Origin of the sequence: Chachezhania sediminis, from assembly GCF_009765275.1 — a bacterium.
GTDB lineage: Bacteria > Pseudomonadota > Alphaproteobacteria > Rhodobacterales > Rhodobacteraceae > Chachezhania > Chachezhania sediminis.
This window is the reverse complement of sequence record NZ_VOPH01000001.1, coordinates 13,906-31,037: the sequence shown is the minus strand read 5'-3', so window position 1 is coordinate 31,037 and position 17,132 is coordinate 13,906. Positions and strand designations below refer to the sequence as shown.

Here is a 17,132-nt window from a genome sequence, read left to right as displayed (position 1 = left end):
GATTGGCTCTGGCTTTCTGCACCGCGGCACGGTAAGGGCGCCCCAACCCAGAGACACAGCCGGACGCACCCCCATATGGATCTTCGCAACATCGCCATCATCGCCCACGTGGACCATGGCAAGACCACCCTCGTCGACGAACTGCTGAAACAGTCTGGCGCCTTCCGCGAAAACCAGGCCGTGGCCGAACGCGCGATGGATTCGAACGACCTGGAACGCGAACGCGGGATCACCATCCTGGCCAAGGCGACATCGGTCGAATGGAAAGGCACCCGGATCAACATCGTCGACACCCCCGGCCACGCCGATTTCGGCGGCGAGGTCGAACGGATCCTGTCGATGGTCGACGGCGTTGTGCTGCTGGTCGACGCGGCCGAAGGCCCGATGCCGCAAACCAAGTTCGTGACCTCGAAGGCGCTGGCCCTGGGCCTGCGGCCCATCGTGGTGCTGAACAAGGTCGACAAGCCCGACGCCGAACCCGACCGCGCGCTGGACGAGTGTTTCGACCTCTTCGCCAACCTCGGCGCCGATGACGACCAGCTGGACTTCCCCACCATGTATGCTTCGGGCCGGAACGGCTGGGCCGACATGGAACTGGACGGTCCGCGAAAGGACCTGTCGGCGCTCTTCGACATGGTGGTCAAGCACGTGCCGGCGCCGAAGCAGGCCGCCCACAAGGACGAACCCTTTCGCATGCTGGCCGTGACCCTGGGCGCCGACCCGTTCCTGGGCCGCATCCTGACAGGCCGCGTCGAAAGTGGCACGCTGAAGACCGGCGACGCGCTGAAGGCCCTGGCCCGCGACGGCAAGATGATCGAAAACTTCCGTGCGTCCAAGATCCTGGCCTTCCGGGGCCTGTCGCAACAGCCGATCGACGTGGCAGAAGCCGGCGACATCGTCAGCATCGCCGGCATGACCAAGGCCACCGTGGCCGACAGCCTTGTCGCGCCCCAGGTCGAAGGCGCCCTGCCCGCCCAGCCGATCGATCCGCCGACGATCACCGTGACCTTCGGCATCAACGATTCTCCGCTGGCGGGCCGCGACGGCAAGAAGGTCCAGTCCCGCGTGATCCGCGAGCGGCTGCTGAAGGAAGCCGAATCCAACGTCGCGATCAAGGTCGCGGACACGCCCGGCGGCGAAGCCTTCGAGGTGTCGGGCCGCGGCGAACTTCAGATGGGCGTCCTGATCGAGAACATGCGCCGCGAAGGGTTCGAACTGTCGATCTCTCGCCCGCAGGTGATCCTGCGCGACGGGCCGAGCGGCCGGGAAGAGCCGATCGAGGAAGCCACCATCGACGTCGACGACGAATATTCGGGCGTCGTGATCGAGAAGCTGACCGGCGTCCGCAAGGGCGAACTGGTGGAAATGAAGCCGGCGGGCGCGGGCAAGACCCGGATCATCGCACACGTGCCGTCGCGCGGCCTGATCGGCTATCACGGCGAGTTCCTGACCGACACACGCGGCACCGGCGTGCTGAACCGCGTGTTCCACGGCTGGGTGCCCTACAAGGGCGCGATCCCGGGCCGGCGCCAGGGCGTCCTGATCTCGATGGAAAACGGCGAGACGGTGGCCTATGCGCTGTGGAACCTGGAAGAGCGCGGCAAGCTGTTCCTGGGCGCGCAGGCCCCGGTCTATACCGGCATGATCATCGGCGAACACAGCCGGGACAACGACCTGGAAGTGAACCCGCTGAAGGGCAAGAAGCTGACCAACGTCCGCGCCTCCGGCACGGACGAGGCGGTGCGCCTGACCACCCCGGTGACCATGTCGCTGGAAGAGGCCATCGCCTATATCGACGATGACGAACTGGTCGAAGTCACACCGAGCGCGATCCGCCTGCGCAAGCGCTTCCTGGACCCGCACGAACGCAAGCGCGCTGCCAAGGCCAGCGCCTGAACCGTCCGGCCGGTCCGGCGCCGCGCTTCGGCGGGTGCCTCCGGCGGGGAGTATTTGTGAAAAGAAGAAGGCGCCACCGTGGCGCCCTCTTCACGGGCCTTTCCCCCGCCCGAAACCTTGGGGCTCCTCCACATCGCCTGAAAGCCATCTCCGCGGAGCCACCGTCGCCGGTGCCTGTCAGAGCGGTCGGGAGCTCTGTGTCAAGGGGGCGCCAGCCCCGCGCGGCACGCGCGGCTTGCCCTTGATGCAGAGATCCTGATCGCTCAGGCACAGAGGCGATGGTGGATCCGCGGGAATGGCGGGCCTATCTCCGTGGTGACCAGAGCACCCTTCTCCGCCCGCGTCGCATGCGCCGCCTGGAGAACGTGCTATCCTCACCCATGGAGAGGGAGATCCGACATGCGCAAGATCCAGGCCCAGGGCGTGCACCATATCACGCTGACCGGCACCGACCGGCAGACGTCCATCGATTTCTGGGAGGGGCTTTTAGGCATGCCCTTCGTCTTCGACCAGCCGAATCTCGACAATCCGGACGAAGGCCACCTGTACTTCGATCCGGGCGACGGGCGCCTGATCACCGTCTTCACCAACGAGACCCGCACCCCGGACCCGCGCCGTACGCCGACCGAACCCGGCTGCGTGCATCACCTGGCCTTCAACGTGTCGCGCGCGAGTTTCTCGCAGGCGGTGACACGCCTCGATGAACGGGGGATCGGCCATTCCGGGGTCAAGGACCGCGGCTTCATGGATTCGATATATTTCAAGGATCCGATGGGTCTGCTGATCGAACTGGCGACCTACAAGTTCGAACCGCCCGTCGGCCATACCCATGCGGATGTGATGATCGAAGCGCATAAGCTGCGCGTCGAACGGGGCGACTACAATATCGCCGAAGTGCACCTTGCCGACGCCATCGAAGGTCTGGTTCTGCGCCGGCAAGGGACGTTGTCCGAAGACCGGGGGCCCAAGGACCCCTATTCGAAGTCCTAGTCGACCATTTCGACGACCACGAGGTCGCGTTCGGAGGCATCCCGGGCGTGGCTCAGCGCCTCCTGGTATTCGGGCGAGTTGTAACAGGCCACGGCCGCCTCGACGCTGTCGAACCGGGCCACCACGTTGCGCGCGCGCGCCCGGCCTTCCAGCTGCTCGCAGCGCCCGCCCCGGGCCAGGAACTTGCCGCCGTGCTTGGCGATGGCCGGTCCGGCCAGCTTGGCATATTTGCCATAGGCCTCTTCGTCCGTCACATGGACATTGGCGATCCAGAGTGCACCCATCATTTCTCTCCCAGGATTGATTCCGCTGCCGCAATGGCTTCGGGCGCGGCCGAGGCATCGGGTCCACCGCCCTGTGCCATGTCCGGACGGCCGCCACCGCCCTTGCCGCCCAGTTTCTCGACCGCGGCGCGAACGAGGTCAACCGCAGAGACCTTGCCTTTCAGGTCGGCGGTCACGCCGGCCGCCACGGCCGCCTTGCCGTCGACATCCGCGATCAGCAGCACCGCGCCCGTCCCCAGGCGCGTCTTGTGTTCGTCGACCAGTGGCGGCAGGTCCTTGCCCGTGACGCCGGTCAGCACCTGCGCGAGGAACGGCACGCCACCGATCTCCTTCGCCTCGGGCGCAGCCGCGCCTCCGCCCGACATGGCCAGCTCACGCCTGAGTTGCGCGACCTCGGCCGCCAGCGCCTTGCGTTCGTCCATCAGGGCCTTCACCCGCTCGGGCACCTCGGCGACCGAAGATTTCAGGACCGAGGCCGTTTCGGCCAGTTTCGCACCCTGACCGGCCAGATAGTCCAGCGCCGCCTGTCCGGTCAGTGCCTCGATCCGGCGGACGCCGGCCGAGGATGCGCTGTCCCCCAGCGCCACAAAGGCACCGATGTCGCCAGTCTGCCTGACATGCGTGCCGCCGCAGAGTTCCAGCGAATAGGTCTGCTTGTCCGCGCCCTTTCCGGATCCCGGCAGGATACCCATGGACACGACGCGGACCTCGTCGCCGTATTTCTCGCCGAAGAGCGCCTGCGCCCCGAGTTCCCGGGCATCGTCGGGCGCCATGATCCGCGTTTCCACCGGAGCGTTCTGGCGGATGAAGGCGTTCACATCGCGTTCGACCCGGGCCAGTTCCTCGGCCGTCACTGCCCTGGTGTGCGAGAAGTCGAAGCGCAGCCGGTCGGCCGCGTTCAGGGACCCGCGCTGCGCGACGTGATCGCCAAGCGCCTCGCGCAGGGCTTCGTGCAGCAGGTGCGTGGCCGAGTGGTTGGCGCGGATCGCGGTCCGGCGGGCGTGGTCGACCTCCAGCGCCGCGGCATCGCCCGTGGCGATCGAGCCCTCGGTCACTTCGGCGAAGTGGATGAAGACACCGGCAGTCTTGCGCGTGTCTGTGACCTTCGCCACGCCGCCTTCGGTCCGAATGATACCGGTATCGCCGACCTGACCGCCGCTTTCGCCGTAGAAAGGCGTCTGGTTCAGGGCGATCTGGACCGTTGCGCCCTTCTGGGCCTTGTCGACCAGTGCGCCGCCTTCGACCAGCGCCACGATCTGGCCTTCGGCCGTTTCGGTTTCATAGCCCAGGAAATCGGTGGCACCGTGCTTGTCGGCCACGTCGAACCAGACGGTCGCATCCGCCGTTTCGCCAGAACCGGCCCAGGCGGCGCGCGCCTTGGCCTTCTGTTCTTCCATGGCCTTGTCGAAACCGTCGGTGTCGACCGCCCGGCCTTTCTCTCGCAGAGCATCCTGCGTCAGGTCCAGCGGGAAACCATAGGTGTCGTACAGCTTGAACGCAGCCTCGCCCGGCAGGTTTGCGCCATCGGGCAGAAGATCCAGTTCGTCGTCCAGCAGCTTCAGCCCACGGTCGAGCGTCTGCTTGAAGCGGGTTTCCTCCAGCTTCAGCGTTTCCTCGATCAAGGCTTGCGCCCGGGTCAGTTCCGGATAGGCGGCGCCCATCTGGCGAACCAGCGCCGGCACCAGGCGATACATCAACGGGTCCTTGGCGCCCAGAAGGTGCGCATGCCGCATGGCGCGACGCATGATCCGGCGCAGGACGTAGCCGCGGCCGTCATTCGACGGCATCACGCCATCGGCCAGCAGGAAGGACGTCGACCGCAGGTGATCGGCGATGACCCGGTGATGCACGCGGCCGGTTCCGTCGGGATCGGTGCTGGTGGCATCCGCGCTGGCCAGGATCAGCGAGCGCATCAGGTCGGTGCCATAATTGTCGTTGGTGCCCTGCAGCAGGGCCGCCACGCGTTCGATCCCCATGCCGGTGTCGATCGACGGGCGCGGCAGGTCGGTGCGGGTGCCGTCCTCGAACTGCTCGTGCTGCATGAAGACGAGGTTCCAGATCTCGACGAACCGGTCGCCGTCTTCTTCCGGGCTACCCGGAGGGCCACCCCAGATGTGATCGCCGTGGTCATAGAAGATTTCGGAACAGGGACCGCAGGGGCCGGTCGGGCCCATCATCCAGAAATTGTCGCTGGTAGGGATGCGGATGATACGCTCGTCCGGCAGGCCCGCGACCTTCTTCCACAGGTCCGCGGCCTCGTCATCCGTATGGAAGACGGTGACCAGCAGCTTGTCGGCCGGGATGTCCAGTTCCTTGGTGACCATCTCCCAGGCGAAGGGGATCGCCTGTTCCTTGAAATAGTCCCCGAAGGAAAAGTTCCCCATCATCTCGAAGAAGGTGTGGTGACGCGCGGTGTAACCGACGTTGTCCAGGTCGTTGTGCTTGCCGCCGGCGCGGACGCATTTCTGCGCGGTGGTCGCGCGGGAATAGTCACGCGTTTCCACGCCCGTAAAGACGTTCTTGAACTGAACCATGCCCGAGTTGACGAACATCAGTGTCGGGTCGTTCCGGGGGACGAGCGGGCTCGACGGAACGACCGCGTGATCGTTCTTGGCAAAGTAGTTCAGGAAAGCGGACCGGATGTCGTTGACGGTGGGCATGTGCGGGCTGACCTTCGGCGCGGATGTCTGGGTGTCGTTCCACATATCCGCCCTGTCAGGGCCTGTCCACCGGGCGCGTGACCCCCGGGGCGATCAGGCCACGCCCCGGGAAAACGGCCGCCCCGGTAGGCGGCCGCATCCGGGGATCACGCTTCGAGGATGTCTCCGTCCTCGGCGTCGCCTTCGGAATAGTCGAACTCCAGCCCATGTGCCGCGCGGATCTTGTCCTCGATCTCCAGCGCGATGGACTTGTTCTCGCGCAGGAACTGCTTGGCGTTCTCGCGCCCCTGCCCGATCCGTTCGTCGCCATAGCTGAACCAGGCGCCGGACTTGTTCACCACGCCGGCCTGCACGCCCAGGTCCAGAAGTTCGCCGGTCTTGGAGATGCCTTCGCCATACATGATGTCGAATTCCACCTGCTTGAACGGCGGCGCGACCTTGTTCTTGACGACCTTCACGCGGGTCGAATTGCCCACCACCTCGTCCCGGTCCTTGATCGACCCGATGCGGCGGATATCCAGCCGGACCGAGGAATAGAATTTCAGCGCGTTGCCGCCTGTCGTGGTTTCCGGGCTGCCGAACATGACACCGATCTTCATCCTGATCTGGTTGATGAAGATAACCATGCACTTCGACTTGGAAATCGAACCGGTCAGTTTCCGCATGGCCTGGCTCATCAGGCGGGCATGGACGCCGACGCTGGAATCACCCATGTCGCCTTCCAGCTCGGACTTGGGCGTCAGGGCGGCCACCGAATCGACCACGACCAGGTTCACCGCCCCCGACCGCACCAGCGTGTCGGTGATTTCCAGCGCCTGTTCGCCCGTGTCCGGCTGCGAGATCAGCAGTTCATCCAGATCGACGCCCAGCTTGCGCGCGTAAAGCGGATCCAGCGCGTGTTCGGCATCGACGAAGGCGCAGATGCCACCCTTCTTCTGCTGTTCGGCCACGCAGTGCAGCGTCAGCGTCGTCTTGCCCGAGCTTTCCGGCCCGTAGATCTCGATGATGCGGCCCATCGGCAACCCACCGATCCCCAGCGCAATGTCCAGACCCAGCGAGCCGGTAGACGTCGCTTCGATTTCCTGGATCGGGTTTTCACCGCCCAGCTTCATGATCGAGCCCTTGCCGAACTGCCGTTCGATCTGGGCCAGGGCGCTGTCCAGCGCCTTCTGCTTGTCGGGGTTCGATTTGCTGCCCATCGTCAGGAGATCCGCCATTGCCTATCGGTCCTTCTCTTATTGTCACACCCGTCGGGGGGCGGCAATTGCTGCTTCGTTCGCCTCTTGTTCTCAATAGGACCAAAAGGAGAACATTTCAATTGAAATCTCCCCTTCGCACGGGTGCCTAAGGGAGATGAGTCGCGGGACCTGCCAGAGGCAGGCAAGGCGCACCCGGACGCACCGGGACCAGCCGGTGCTGATCGCGCCGGCTCAGAGGGGGGAGAGCCGGGCGCGATCTGGCGCCGGATGCGCCGGTCACGGCTGGGGGAACCGCGCGGCCGGGAAAGCAACCTCCCGAAGCCTGAAATCATTTTTTACGAATTGGGTTAACGCAAGGTTACCAACCTGCGGCCGGGACAGTGTCACGATGCAGATTTCGTCACGCCAGCTGCTGGTAGACCGTCTCTGTCAGCTGGTTCAGCGAAAACGGCTTTGGCAGGAAGACCGAATTGGGCAGGCTGGGACCGTTGTCGCCAAACGCGTCCTCGGCATAGCCCGACACGAAGACGACGCGGACGTCGGGGCGATTCTGCATCGCCTTCCGCACCCAGCTGGGACCGTCCAGCCCCGGCATGACCACGTCGGTCACGAAGACATCGACCGCCAGGTCCGGATCCTCCAGCTGGCGCAGCGCATCCTCTCCCGATTCCGCCTCCAGCACGGTATAGCCGCGCAGGCGCAGCGCGCGCGAGGCAAAGGCCCGGACCGGCGGCTCGTCCTCGACCAGCAGGACCACGCCTTCGCCCTGCCGCGGCGCGGCAGCGGGTTCGGCCGGCAACGGAACTTCCGGCGCATCGGACGATGCCTTGTAGGACGGGAAGTACAGCGTGAAGACCGTGCCCTGCCCTTCGACGCTGTCGACAAAGATGAAGCCGCCGGATTGTTTCACGATCCCATAGGCCGTCGACAGGCCCAGGCCGGTGCCTTCGCCGGTGCGCTTGGTGGTGTAGAACGGCTCGAACACTTTGGTCAGCTTGTCGGCGCCGATGCCCATGCCTTCGTCCGACACCCGCAAGGTCACGTATTCGCCGGGCGGCACCGTGGCACGGTCTCGGACCAGCGGTTCGTCCAGGCTCACCACCTCGGTTTCGATCCGGATCTCACCGCCGTCGGGCATGGCATCGCGGGCGTTCACCACAAGGTTCATCAGTACCTGTTCCAGCTGCCTCTTGTCGGCGCGGATCGATTTCAGGATCGGATCATGGGACAGGGTCAGTGTCACCCGTTCCCCCACCAGCCGGTTCAGCAGATGGGTCAGGTCGGCCAGCGTGTCCCGCAGGTCGAGAGATTCCGGCCGCAGCGTCTGTTTCCGCGAAAACGCCAGCAACTGCCCCACAAGCGAGGCCGCGCGGTTCGCGTTCTGCACGATCTGCACCAGATCGCCATAGTCCTGGTCGCCCGGGTCGTGGCGCAGCAACAACAGGTCGCAATGGCCGGAAATGGCGGTCAGGAGGTTGTTGAAATCATGGGCCACGCCGCCGGCCAGCTGGCCTATGGCCTGCATCTTCTGGCTTTGCACGAACTGCGCTTCCAGCGTCTTCAGCTCTGTTGCGTCGTTCAGGACCGCCACCAGCCGCGCGCTTTCGCCCTGACCCACGCGGTTCAGCGAGCCCTGGACGAAGACTTCGCGCTCGGGGCGTTTCAGCTTCAGGAATTCGGTGTTCTTGGAGGTCAGGCCATGGGCTGCGTCCCGGATCCAGTCCGTCACCGGACGGCTGAGGCCCTGCATCAGATCTTCGATATGGACCTTTTCCCCCGGCTCCATCAACAGCAGCGCCGCGGCCAGCCAGTTGGCCTGCACGACCCGCCCGTCGGCGTCGACCTCGACCAGCGGCACCGGCAACGTATCTAGCCCGGCAGGCCCGGTGGCGCTTTCGCCCACGGGGACCATCAGCCAGTCCTCGCGCCCGGCCGGGCCACCCAGCCGCGCGACAGCGACATCCGTAGGCCCGTCGGACCCGTCGACACGGTTCAGGGCATTGTTGCGCGGGGCTTGGCGGAAGATCTGGTCGATGCTGGAGGCCTGAGTCCCCACCAGCTTGCGCGCCTGCTGGTTCATGGCCAGGATCGCGCCGCCGCGGCCGACGGTAAGGACCGGGAGGCGGTACTGGTCGGGGCCCGACAGCTGCCCCGACCGGGCGATATCGTGCAGCCGCCAAAGATAGCCGCTGTCGCCGATGGCCTGCGCCGACAACCGGACATGCCCGCGACTGGTCAGAACATCCTCGTGTGCTGTTCCGTCGGTCCGCGCCTGGCTTTGCAGCCGCACCAGCACCGCCGCCGGATTGGCGAAAAGCCCCCGCAGCACCGTGGACAGCGGCTGCGCGTCGCCTCCATCCTGCGGGTGCTGCCGCAGGGCCGCGGCATTGCACGTACAGATCGCGCCGGTTTCGTCGGTGACAAAGGCCGGGGCCGCGTCGTGCTGGATGAAGCTGTCCAGCGTGGCCATCGCCACCTGGTGTTCCCGGACCCGGATGCGCGCCCGCAACGCCACCAACGCCACGATGACGATGCCCGTCACCCCGGCGCAAAACATGAGAAGTGCCAGAAGATGAGGCAGCTCGCTTGCGATGCCGGCCACGATACAGGCAGACGATACCAGCAGGGCCAGTACAAACCGGATTGGGGACAGCGCGACAATGCGCAGGTCGGGCACGGGAAAAGCTGTGTCGTTGTACACCGTTGCCTCCGTCCGATGGGACTTTGGGACATATCACGCGGCACCGGTTAACGATCGGTGAACCACGCACGGAGCAACAAGGAGACCGTGTATGAAAATTCGTTCGGAGACTGTCACCAAATTAGGCGATCTGCGTCAACTGCGCTCAATCATTGACAAGTAAAATCCGTCCGTTTCCGGTGTGTCCGTGCCACTCAATCCGGACGAAAGCGCCCAATGTCGTTCGGTTTCAGCCTTCCAGGGGCTATTCCTTTCGACAAATTCTGAAATTTGTTCGGTATTCTCGCAGCGGAAGATCGAACAGGTGGCATAGGCCAGCGTGCCGCCCGGACGCACCAGCGCGGCCGCGGAGGCCAGGATGGCGGCCTGGATCCGGCGGATCTCGGCCAGGCGGTCCGGCGTCAGGCGCCACTTGCCCTCGGGCGCCCGCCTCCAGGCCCCGCTACCGGAACAGGGCACGTCGCACAGGACCAGGTCGAAAGGCCCCTGACGCGCCAGGTCCCCGGTCGCCAGCCGGGTCACGACGACACCGGCGCGGTCGGCACGGTCGGCCAGGTCGCGCATCCGCTGGGGCTGGGCATCGTGGGCGAACAGATCCAGTTTCGCCTCGGCCGCCATCGCCAGCGTCTTGCCGCCCCCGCCCGCGCAATAGTCCAGCACCCTCATCCCGTCCTTCAGGGGCAGCGTGGCGCAGATCGCCTGGCTGGCGGCATCCTGAAGCTCTACCACCCCGTCGCGATAGGCGGCGGAATTGCGGATCCTGCGGGCCCCGCCGGTGACCAGCAACGCCATCGGTGCCGCAGGATGGGCCACGGCCGTAATCCCGTCGGCGGCAAGCAGGCCGATTGCTGATTGCAGATCCGCACGGGCGCGGTTCACGCGCAGGTGCACCTGCGCGCGGTGGCGCAGCGCCTGTGCCGTCTCCTCGGCCGCGCCGCGCGCACTGCGGGTCACTTCGGGCCAGACCCAGTCCGGCAGGTCGCGGCGCTCCGCGGCCGGCAGCTCGTCGAGCGATGATGCCCCGCTCTCGCGTTCAGCGGCAGTCAGCACCTCGGGCGCATGACGCTCGCCGGTGAAGATGGTGTCCGGATCTGTCCCGCAGAGGCGCAACTGGCCCAGGATCAGCGCCCGGCCCGTCGTCTCGGGTCCCAGCCCGCCGGCCGGCCGCCCCCCGGCTGCCGCACAGGACCGCAGGCACCGCAGCGCATCGAAGACCAGATCGCGCACCGCCGCCCGGTCGCCGGACCCGGCATAGCGGCTGCGCCGCGCCCAGGCAGTCAGCGCCTGTTCGGCGGCTGCTCCCGCCAGAACCTCGTCCAGGATCTGGATGGCGGTCTGGGCCCGCGCGGCCGGAGTCATGGCTTACATGATCCGGTAGTTCGGGCTTTCCCGGGTGATCTGCACGTCATGCACGTGGCTTTCGGACAGACCGGCGTTGGAAATCCGCACGAACTCGCAGTTCTTGCGCATCTCGTCCACGGTGGCGCAGCCGGTATAGCCCATGGCCGCGCGCAGACCGCCCACCAACTGGTGGATCACGGCCGAGGCAGCGCCCTTGTAGGGCACCTGGCCTTCAACCCCTTCGGGCACCAGCTTGTCCGACGCCGCGTCCTTCTGGAAATACCGGTCGGCGGACCCGCGGGCCATGGCGCCCAGGCTGCCCATGCCGCGATAGCTCTTGAAGCTGCGGCCCTGGTACAGGATCACCTCGCCCGGCGCCTCGTCGGTGCCGGCGATCATCGAACCCACCATGGCACAGGAGGCACCAGCGGCGATGGCCTTGGCGAAATCGCCCGAATACTTGATGCCGCCATCGGCGATGATCGGCGTGTCGCCGGCTGCGGCGGCGCAATCCATGACGGCCGTCAGCTGCGGCACGCCCACGCCCGCGACCATCCGTGTCGTGCAGATGGACCCCGGCCCGATGCCCACCTTGATCGCGTCGGCGCCGGCGCCGATCAGCGCCCGCACGGCTTCGCCGGTGGCCACGTTGCCGGCGATCACCTGCACTTCGTTCGACAGCCGCTTGGCCCGTTCCACGGCGCGCGCGACGCCTTCCGAATGGCCGTGCGCCGTGTCGATCACGATCAGGTCGACGCCCGCGTCGACCAGCGCCTCGGCTCGTTCAAAGCCCGCGTCCCCCACGGTCGAGGCCGCCGCGACCCTCAGCCGGCCCAGCTCGTCCTTGCAGGCAGTCGGGTTCAGCACGGCCTGTTCGGTGTCCTTCAACGTCAGCAGACCCGTCAGCTTGCCGGACCCGTCGGTGACCAGAAGCTTCTCGATCCGGCGCGCCTTCATCAGGCTGATCGCCTCGTCCCGGTCCGCCGGTTCGTGAAGGATGGCCAGATCCTTGCCGGTCATCATCACGCGGACGGGCGTATCGTCCGAGGTGGCGAAACGCATGTCACGGTTGGTGACGATGCCGACAACGCGGCCGTCCTCGTCCACCACCGGAAAGCCCGACACGTTGTAGCGTTCGCGCAGCGCCTTGGCATCGGCCAGGGTCTGGTTGGCGGTCAGGGTGATCGGGTTGTAGACGATCCCGCTTTCGAACCGTTTCACCCGGCGCACTTCCTGTGCCTGCGTCTCGATATCCAGGTTTCGGTGGATCACGCCGATCCCCCCTGCCTGCGCCATGGCGATGGCCATCCGGGCCTCGGTCACCGTGTCCATCGCACTGGACAGCAGCGGGATGTTCATCGCGATGTCGCGGGTGACCCTTGTGCGGGTGTCAGCCTGTGCCGGCAGGACCGAGGAGGCCCCCGGAACCAGCAATACGTCGTCGAATGTGAGAGCCTCACGAATCTGCATCTTGGTCCCCCGCGGCAGAATGGCGTTTGGCGCGTAGCCTATCGCACGGTTAGTCGGCAGACGGAAGAGGTTCCACCAAATCTTGGACTGGCCCCTGCGGCAAGCCGCTATGCTTCGGGTGCATGTCTTGCGGTCCGGACGCTCCCGGCGGGCGCGCCCATTGGCCATTGACGCGTGGGGACGCTGTCCCCACACCCCTGAGGTATTTGAAGATCAAAGAAGCGGGCGCACTCTCCAGGATGTAGCGCGTCCTGCCCTTCTTCTCTTTAGAAATACTCAATTCAACCGTGACAGGCGGGAGTACCCATGGAGAGCCTGGCCTCGCGTGACGCTGCCAGCCTTGTGCAGGTCGCCGCGGGAACAGCCTGTGCGGTGGAACGGGATAGGCAGATCGACATGAGTCCTTTTCCGTTCCGCCGCCCTTTCTTCGGGCCGGAGAAGCTCTATCCTGCGCGCCAAACTGTAACGAAGGCCACATCATGACCGACGCGACCACCGATCCCCTTGTCGTCTTCACGCCCTCGGGCAAGCGCGGGCGCGTCGCGCGCGGCACGCCGGTGCTGGCGGCCGCGCGGAAGTTGGGCGTCGACCTGGATTCGGTCTGCGGCGGACGCGGGATCTGTTCCAAGTGCCAGGTGGCACCGGCCTATGGCGATTTCGCCAAGCACGGGGTCCATGCGGGCGCGGATGCGCTGTCGGAATGGAACGCGGTCGAGGAGCGGTACGACCGGATCCGCGGCCTGCCCAAGGGGCGCCGCCTGGGCTGCCAGGCGCAGATCCAGGGCGATATCGTCATCGACGTGCCGCCCGAAAGCCAGGTTCACAAGCAGGTCGTCCGCAAGGCCGCCACCATGCGCGATATCGCCATGAACCCCGCCACGCGGCTGGTTCTGGTCGAGGTCGAAGAACCCGACATGCACGTGCCCAGCGGCGATTTCGAACGGCTGGCCCGCGCGCTGAAAGAGCAATGGCAGGTCGAGGGCGTCACCGCCGATCTGTCGCTGCTGGCGCGGCTGCAACCTGTCTTGCGCAAGGGTAGCTGGCAGGTGACCGTGGCGCTTTACCACGATCACACAGGCGCCTCACCGCGGATCGTAGAGATCTGGCCGGGACTGCAGGAAGGGCCGCTCTACGGGCTGGCGATCGACCTGGGATCCACCACCATCGCGGCGCATCTGACGGACCTTGCGACGGGAGCCGTCACCGCCTCGGCCGGGGCGATGAACCCGCAGATCCGCTTTGGCGAGGACCTGATGAGCCGGGTCTCCTATGCCATGATGAACCCCGGCGGCGATGCCGAGATGACGGCGGCCGTGCGCGAAGCCATCGGGCAACTGGCCGGGAAACTGGCCGCCGAGGCGGGCATCGAGGCGGAGCGGATCGTCGAGACAGTCTTTGTCTGCAACCCCGTGATGCATCACCTGCTGCTGGGCTTCGATCCCGTGGAACTGGGCCAGGCACCCTTTGCGCTGGTGACCTCGAACGCCATAACGCTGGCCGCGTCGGATCTGGGGCTTCGGGGCCTGAACCCGCGCGCACGGATCTATGTCCTGCCCTGTATCGCCGGCCATGTCGGCGCCGATGCTGCGGCCGTGGCGCTGTCGGAACAGCCCGGCCGGTCGCAAGACCTGGTGCTGGTCGTCGATGTGGGCACCAATGCGGAAATCCTGCTGGGCGATACCAGCCGCGTGCTGGCCTGCTCCTCGCCCACCGGGCCGGCCTTCGAGGGCGCGCAGATCAGTTCCGGCCAGCGGGCCGCCCCCGGCGCCATCGAGAGGATCGAGATCGACCCGGCGACGAAGGAACCCCGCTTCCGCGTGATCGGGGTCGACCTGTGGTCGGACGAGGACGGATTTACCGAGGCGGCCGGCAAGACCGGGATCACCGGCATCTGCGGGTCCGGCATCATCGAGGCGGTGGCCGAGATGCGGATGGCCGGCCTTCTGGACGGGTCCGGCCTGATCGGCTCTGCCGCGCAGACCGGGACCCCGCGCTGCATCCCGGACGGGCGCACGCAGGCCTATGTCATCTGGGACGGGACCGAGGCCGGAGGACCGCTGATTTCGGTCACCCAAGGCGACATAAGGGCGATCCAGCTGGCCAAGTCGGCACTTTATGCCGGGGCACGGCTTTTGATGGATGAGCGGAACGTCGACAAGGTCGACCGCGTGGTGCTGGCCGGAGCCTTCGGCGCGCATATTTCGCCCAAGCACGCGATGGTACTGGGCATGATCCCGGACGTGCCGCTGGACAAGGTGACCTCGGCCGGGAACGCCGCAGGGACCGGCGCGCGGATCGCGCTGTGCAATATCGACGCCAGGGCCGAGATCGAGGCGACCGTGCGCCAGATCACCAAGGTCGAAACGGCGATCGAGCCCAAGTTTCAGGACCATTTCGTGGCCGCCAACGCGATCCCGCACAAGACCGATCCCTTTCCGGAACTGTCGAAGATCGTGTCGCTGCCGGACGTGTCCTTCAATACCCATGGCTCGGGCGAGGATGGCAGCGGTCGCCGCCGCCGTCGGCGCAGCTGACGGTTTCGACCGGCGCTCGACGTCCCGCCCACGGCAAGGCCCTTTCAAAGGGCCTTGCCGTGGGCCGTAGCGTTCGCCACCTCCCGACGACCTGGATGGGCGCTACGCTGCCGCGGGCCAAAGGGCCTTGATCCATGATTCCGCGCCTGACGTCCTGTCCGGGGCAAGGCCGTTCAAACGGCCTTCCCTCCAACGCCGCAACGTTCAGCCGAAACGAAACCTTGGTGACCGCCGCAGCGCCGGATCACCGCCCCACTGCATAGGCCTGCATCAGCCGCGGGGTGGCCGCTGCACGCAGGATGCCGTCCGGCGAGATGGAAGCTGCCGTCAAGCGGCCGGCCGTCCATTCCGGGGTGACATTTACCACATGACCCCGGGCCCGAAGTTCGGAAATGACCGAGGCGCCGACACTTTCCTCGATCATCATCTGCCCCGGCAGGGCGGATCGCGGGTAGAAAGATCCGGTGAAATGCTGTGAATGGAACAGTGGGGCGTCGATCGCCTCCTGCAGGTTCATGCCGTGGTGGACGTGGTGCAGGAACCAGACAAGCTGCCACTGGTCCTGCTGATCGCCGCCCGGGGTGCCGAAGGCCAGCGCCTGCCCTTCCGGCCCGAAGGCCAGGCTGGGGGTCAGCGTCGTTCGCGGCCGCGCGCCGGGACGCAGGGACTGGTTCAGCCCGTCCTCCAGCCAGAACATCTGTGCACGGGAATTCAGGCAGAAGCCAAGTTCAGGGATCACAGGACTGGATTGCAGCCAGCCGCCCGACGGCGTAACAGAGATCATGTTACCCAGCTTGTCGATCACGTCCAGATGGACCGTATCCCCCCGCTTTTCCGACAGGTGGGCCATCGTGGGCTCGGCCGCGTCGCGGTCGCCGGTCAGGCGCACGGCACGGTCCACCACACCCCGGGTCAGCGCCTCGTAGCCGTCCAGCAGGCTGGGCCGTTGCTCCATCGAGGCAATGGCGCCGATCTGGGTCTGCCGGGCGGTGGTGTTCGCCGCTGACAGCAGCGTGTCCAGCGGCACGTCGACGAAGGCGGGATCCCCATAATAGGCCTCGCGATCCGCGAAGGCGAGTTTCTGCGCCTCGATCACCAGGTGGATGAACGCGGCCCCGTCCGGATCCATCGCGCCCAGGTCGAAGCCTTCCAGCAGCGCCAGGCTTTGCAGCAGGACAGGCCCCTGCCCCCAGGGCCCCGTCTTCAGGACCTGCCAGCAGCGATAGTCGCCCGACAGGGGCGCCTCGTAACTGGCCTGCCAGCCGGCCATGTCGTCGGCCGTCAGCACGCCCCGGTGCGGCGCGCCCGATGCATCCATGACTTCGGTCCGGCGGACGAAGGCATCGACAGCCTCGGCCACGAAACCCTGCGACCACGCACGGCGGGCGGCCTCGATCTGGGCGTCGCGGCCGGGGACCGCTTCGGCCTCGGTCAGGATCCGGTCCCAGGTGTCGGCCAGGACCGGGTTGGCAAACAGCGCCCCGCCCGCGGGCGCATGGCCGCCGGGCATCCAGGTTGCGGCAGAGGTGGGCCAGTGGGTTGTATAGAAGTCCGCCAGGCCCGCGATGGTCGCCGCGGCCCGCGTCAGGATCGGATGGCCGGCGCGGGCATAGTGGATCGCGGGTTCCAGAACCGTCCGAAGCGGCATTGTGCCGTGGTCACGCAGCAGCATCATCCAGCCGTCGAAGGCGCCGGGGGTGACGGTCGCCAGCATGCCAGAGCCCGGGATTTGCGACAGGCCCTGCCCGCGGTAATGGTCGATGGTGGCGCCGGCCGGGGCAGTGCCTTGGGCGCACAGCACCTGGGTCTGACCCGTGGCGGCCGAACGGAATATGGCGGGGAATTCTCCGGCGGGGCCGTTCAGGTGCGGCTCGACCACCTGCAGGACGAAACCGGCGGCGACAGCGGCGTCGAAGGCATTGCCGCCGCGTTCCAGCATGGCCATCCCGACCGCGCTGGCAATCCAGTGGGTCGAGGTGACGACACCGAAGGTGCCCTGGATCTCGGGTCTGGTGGTGAAGCTCATGGGCGGATGCCTTCCTGCGGTTCGTGCGTTT

General features: G+C 66.4%; 10 protein-coding genes. 3 read left to right on the top strand and 7 right to left on the bottom strand.

Features of this window, described 5'->3' with window-relative positions:
- Positions 1-75 precede the first annotated feature (75 nt).
- Positions 76-1,896 (top strand): translational GTPase TypA, encoded by a 1,821-nt coding sequence (gene typA, locus FQK05_RS00120; protein WP_158963435.1) that lies wholly within the window; start codon positions 76-78, stop codon positions 1,894-1,896.
- Positions 1,897-2,295: 399 nt separating this feature from the next.
- Positions 2,296-2,886 carry a VOC family protein gene (locus tag FQK05_RS00115; RefSeq protein WP_158963432.1) on the top strand — a complete coding sequence of 197 codons (591 nt, stop codon included), beginning with the start codon at positions 2,296-2,298 and terminating at the stop codon, positions 2,884-2,886.
- Here FQK05_RS00115 and FQK05_RS00110 read toward each other — a convergent pair.
- The 6 genes from FQK05_RS00110 to guaB all read right to left on the bottom strand — a co-directional run bounded on the left by FQK05_RS00110 (position 2,883) and on the right by guaB (position 12,541).
- Positions 2,883-3,170, bottom strand: a complete 288-nt coding sequence (locus tag FQK05_RS00110; protein ID WP_199252564.1) for a DUF1330 domain-containing protein — start codon at positions 3,168-3,170, stop codon at positions 2,883-2,885. The two genes, FQK05_RS00115 and FQK05_RS00110, sit on opposite strands and share 4 nt — an antisense overlap.
- Positions 3,170-5,830, bottom strand: a complete 2,661-nt coding sequence (gene alaS / locus FQK05_RS00105; RefSeq protein WP_158963428.1) for an alanine--tRNA ligase — start codon at positions 5,828-5,830, stop codon at positions 3,170-3,172. The genes FQK05_RS00110 and alaS overlap by 1 nt, the downstream gene beginning before the upstream one ends.
- A gap of 146 nt (positions 5,831-5,976) precedes the next feature.
- The gene (gene recA / locus FQK05_RS00100) at positions 5,977-7,047 is read right to left on the bottom strand and encodes a recombinase RecA (protein ID WP_158963426.1); all 1,071 of its coding nucleotides are present in this window, start codon (positions 7,045-7,047) and stop codon (positions 5,977-5,979) included.
- 382 nt (positions 7,048-7,429) lie between these two features.
- Complete coding sequence (locus FQK05_RS00095) at positions 7,430-9,730, bottom strand: ATP-binding protein (protein WP_407644475.1); 2,301 nt, start codon at positions 9,728-9,730, stop codon at positions 7,430-7,432.
- Between the two features lie 135 nt (positions 9,731-9,865).
- Positions 9,866-11,089 (bottom strand): RsmB/NOP family class I SAM-dependent RNA methyltransferase, encoded by a 1,224-nt coding sequence (locus FQK05_RS00090; protein WP_158963424.1) that lies wholly within the window; start codon positions 11,087-11,089, stop codon positions 9,866-9,868.
- Between the two features lie 3 nt (positions 11,090-11,092).
- Positions 11,093-12,541: an IMP dehydrogenase gene (gene guaB / locus FQK05_RS00085; protein ID WP_158963422.1), complete on the bottom strand. Its 1,449-nt coding sequence runs from the start codon at positions 12,539-12,541 to the stop codon at positions 11,093-11,095.
- A 479-nt stretch (positions 12,542-13,020) separates the two neighbouring features.
- On the opposite strand from guaB, the gene FQK05_RS00080 reads away from it, so the two are divergent.
- A complete protein-coding gene (locus FQK05_RS00080) occupies positions 13,021-15,075 on the top strand; it encodes an ASKHA domain-containing protein (protein ID WP_158963420.1) in 2,055 nt (684 codons plus the stop codon).
- A 244-nt stretch (positions 15,076-15,319) separates the two neighbouring features.
- Here the strand turns inward: FQK05_RS00080 and FQK05_RS00075 are convergent, their stop codons facing one another.
- A complete protein-coding gene (locus tag FQK05_RS00075; protein WP_158963418.1) occupies positions 15,320-17,101 on the bottom strand; it encodes a gamma-glutamyltransferase family protein in 1,782 nt (593 codons plus the stop codon).
- Positions 17,102-17,132 lie beyond the last annotated feature (31 nt).

What these genes read in the sequence shown, in the direction of transcription:
- typA (WP_158963435.1), top strand. Translation starts at nt 76, where the DNA reads ATGGATCTTCGCAACATCGCCATCATCGCCCACGTGGACCATGGCAAG.
- FQK05_RS00115 (WP_158963432.1), top strand. Translation starts at nt 2,296, where the DNA reads ATGCGCAAGATCCAGGCCCAGGGCGTGCACCATATCACGCTGACCGGC.
- FQK05_RS00110 (WP_199252564.1), bottom strand. Translation starts at nt 3,170, where the DNA reads ATGGGTGCACTCTGGATCGCCAATGTCCATGTGACGGACGAAGAGGCC.
- alaS (WP_158963428.1), bottom strand. Translation starts at nt 5,830, where the DNA reads ATGCCCACCGTCAACGACATCCGGTCCGCTTTCCTGAACTACTTTGCC.
- recA (WP_158963426.1), bottom strand. Translation starts at nt 7,047, where the DNA reads ATGGCGGATCTCCTGACGATGGGCAGCAAATCGAACCCCGACAAGCAG.
- FQK05_RS00090 (WP_158963424.1), bottom strand. Translation starts at nt 11,089, where the DNA reads ATGACTCCGGCCGCGCGGGCCCAGACCGCCATCCAGATCCTGGACGAG.
- guaB (WP_158963422.1), bottom strand. Translation starts at nt 12,541, where the DNA reads ATGCAGATTCGTGAGGCTCTCACATTCGACGACGTATTGCTGGTTCCG.
- FQK05_RS00080 (WP_158963420.1), top strand. Translation starts at nt 13,021, where the DNA reads ATGACCGACGCGACCACCGATCCCCTTGTCGTCTTCACGCCCTCGGGC.
- FQK05_RS00075 (WP_158963418.1), bottom strand. Translation starts at nt 17,101, where the DNA reads ATGAGCTTCACCACCAGACCCGAGATCCAGGGCACCTTCGGTGTCGTC.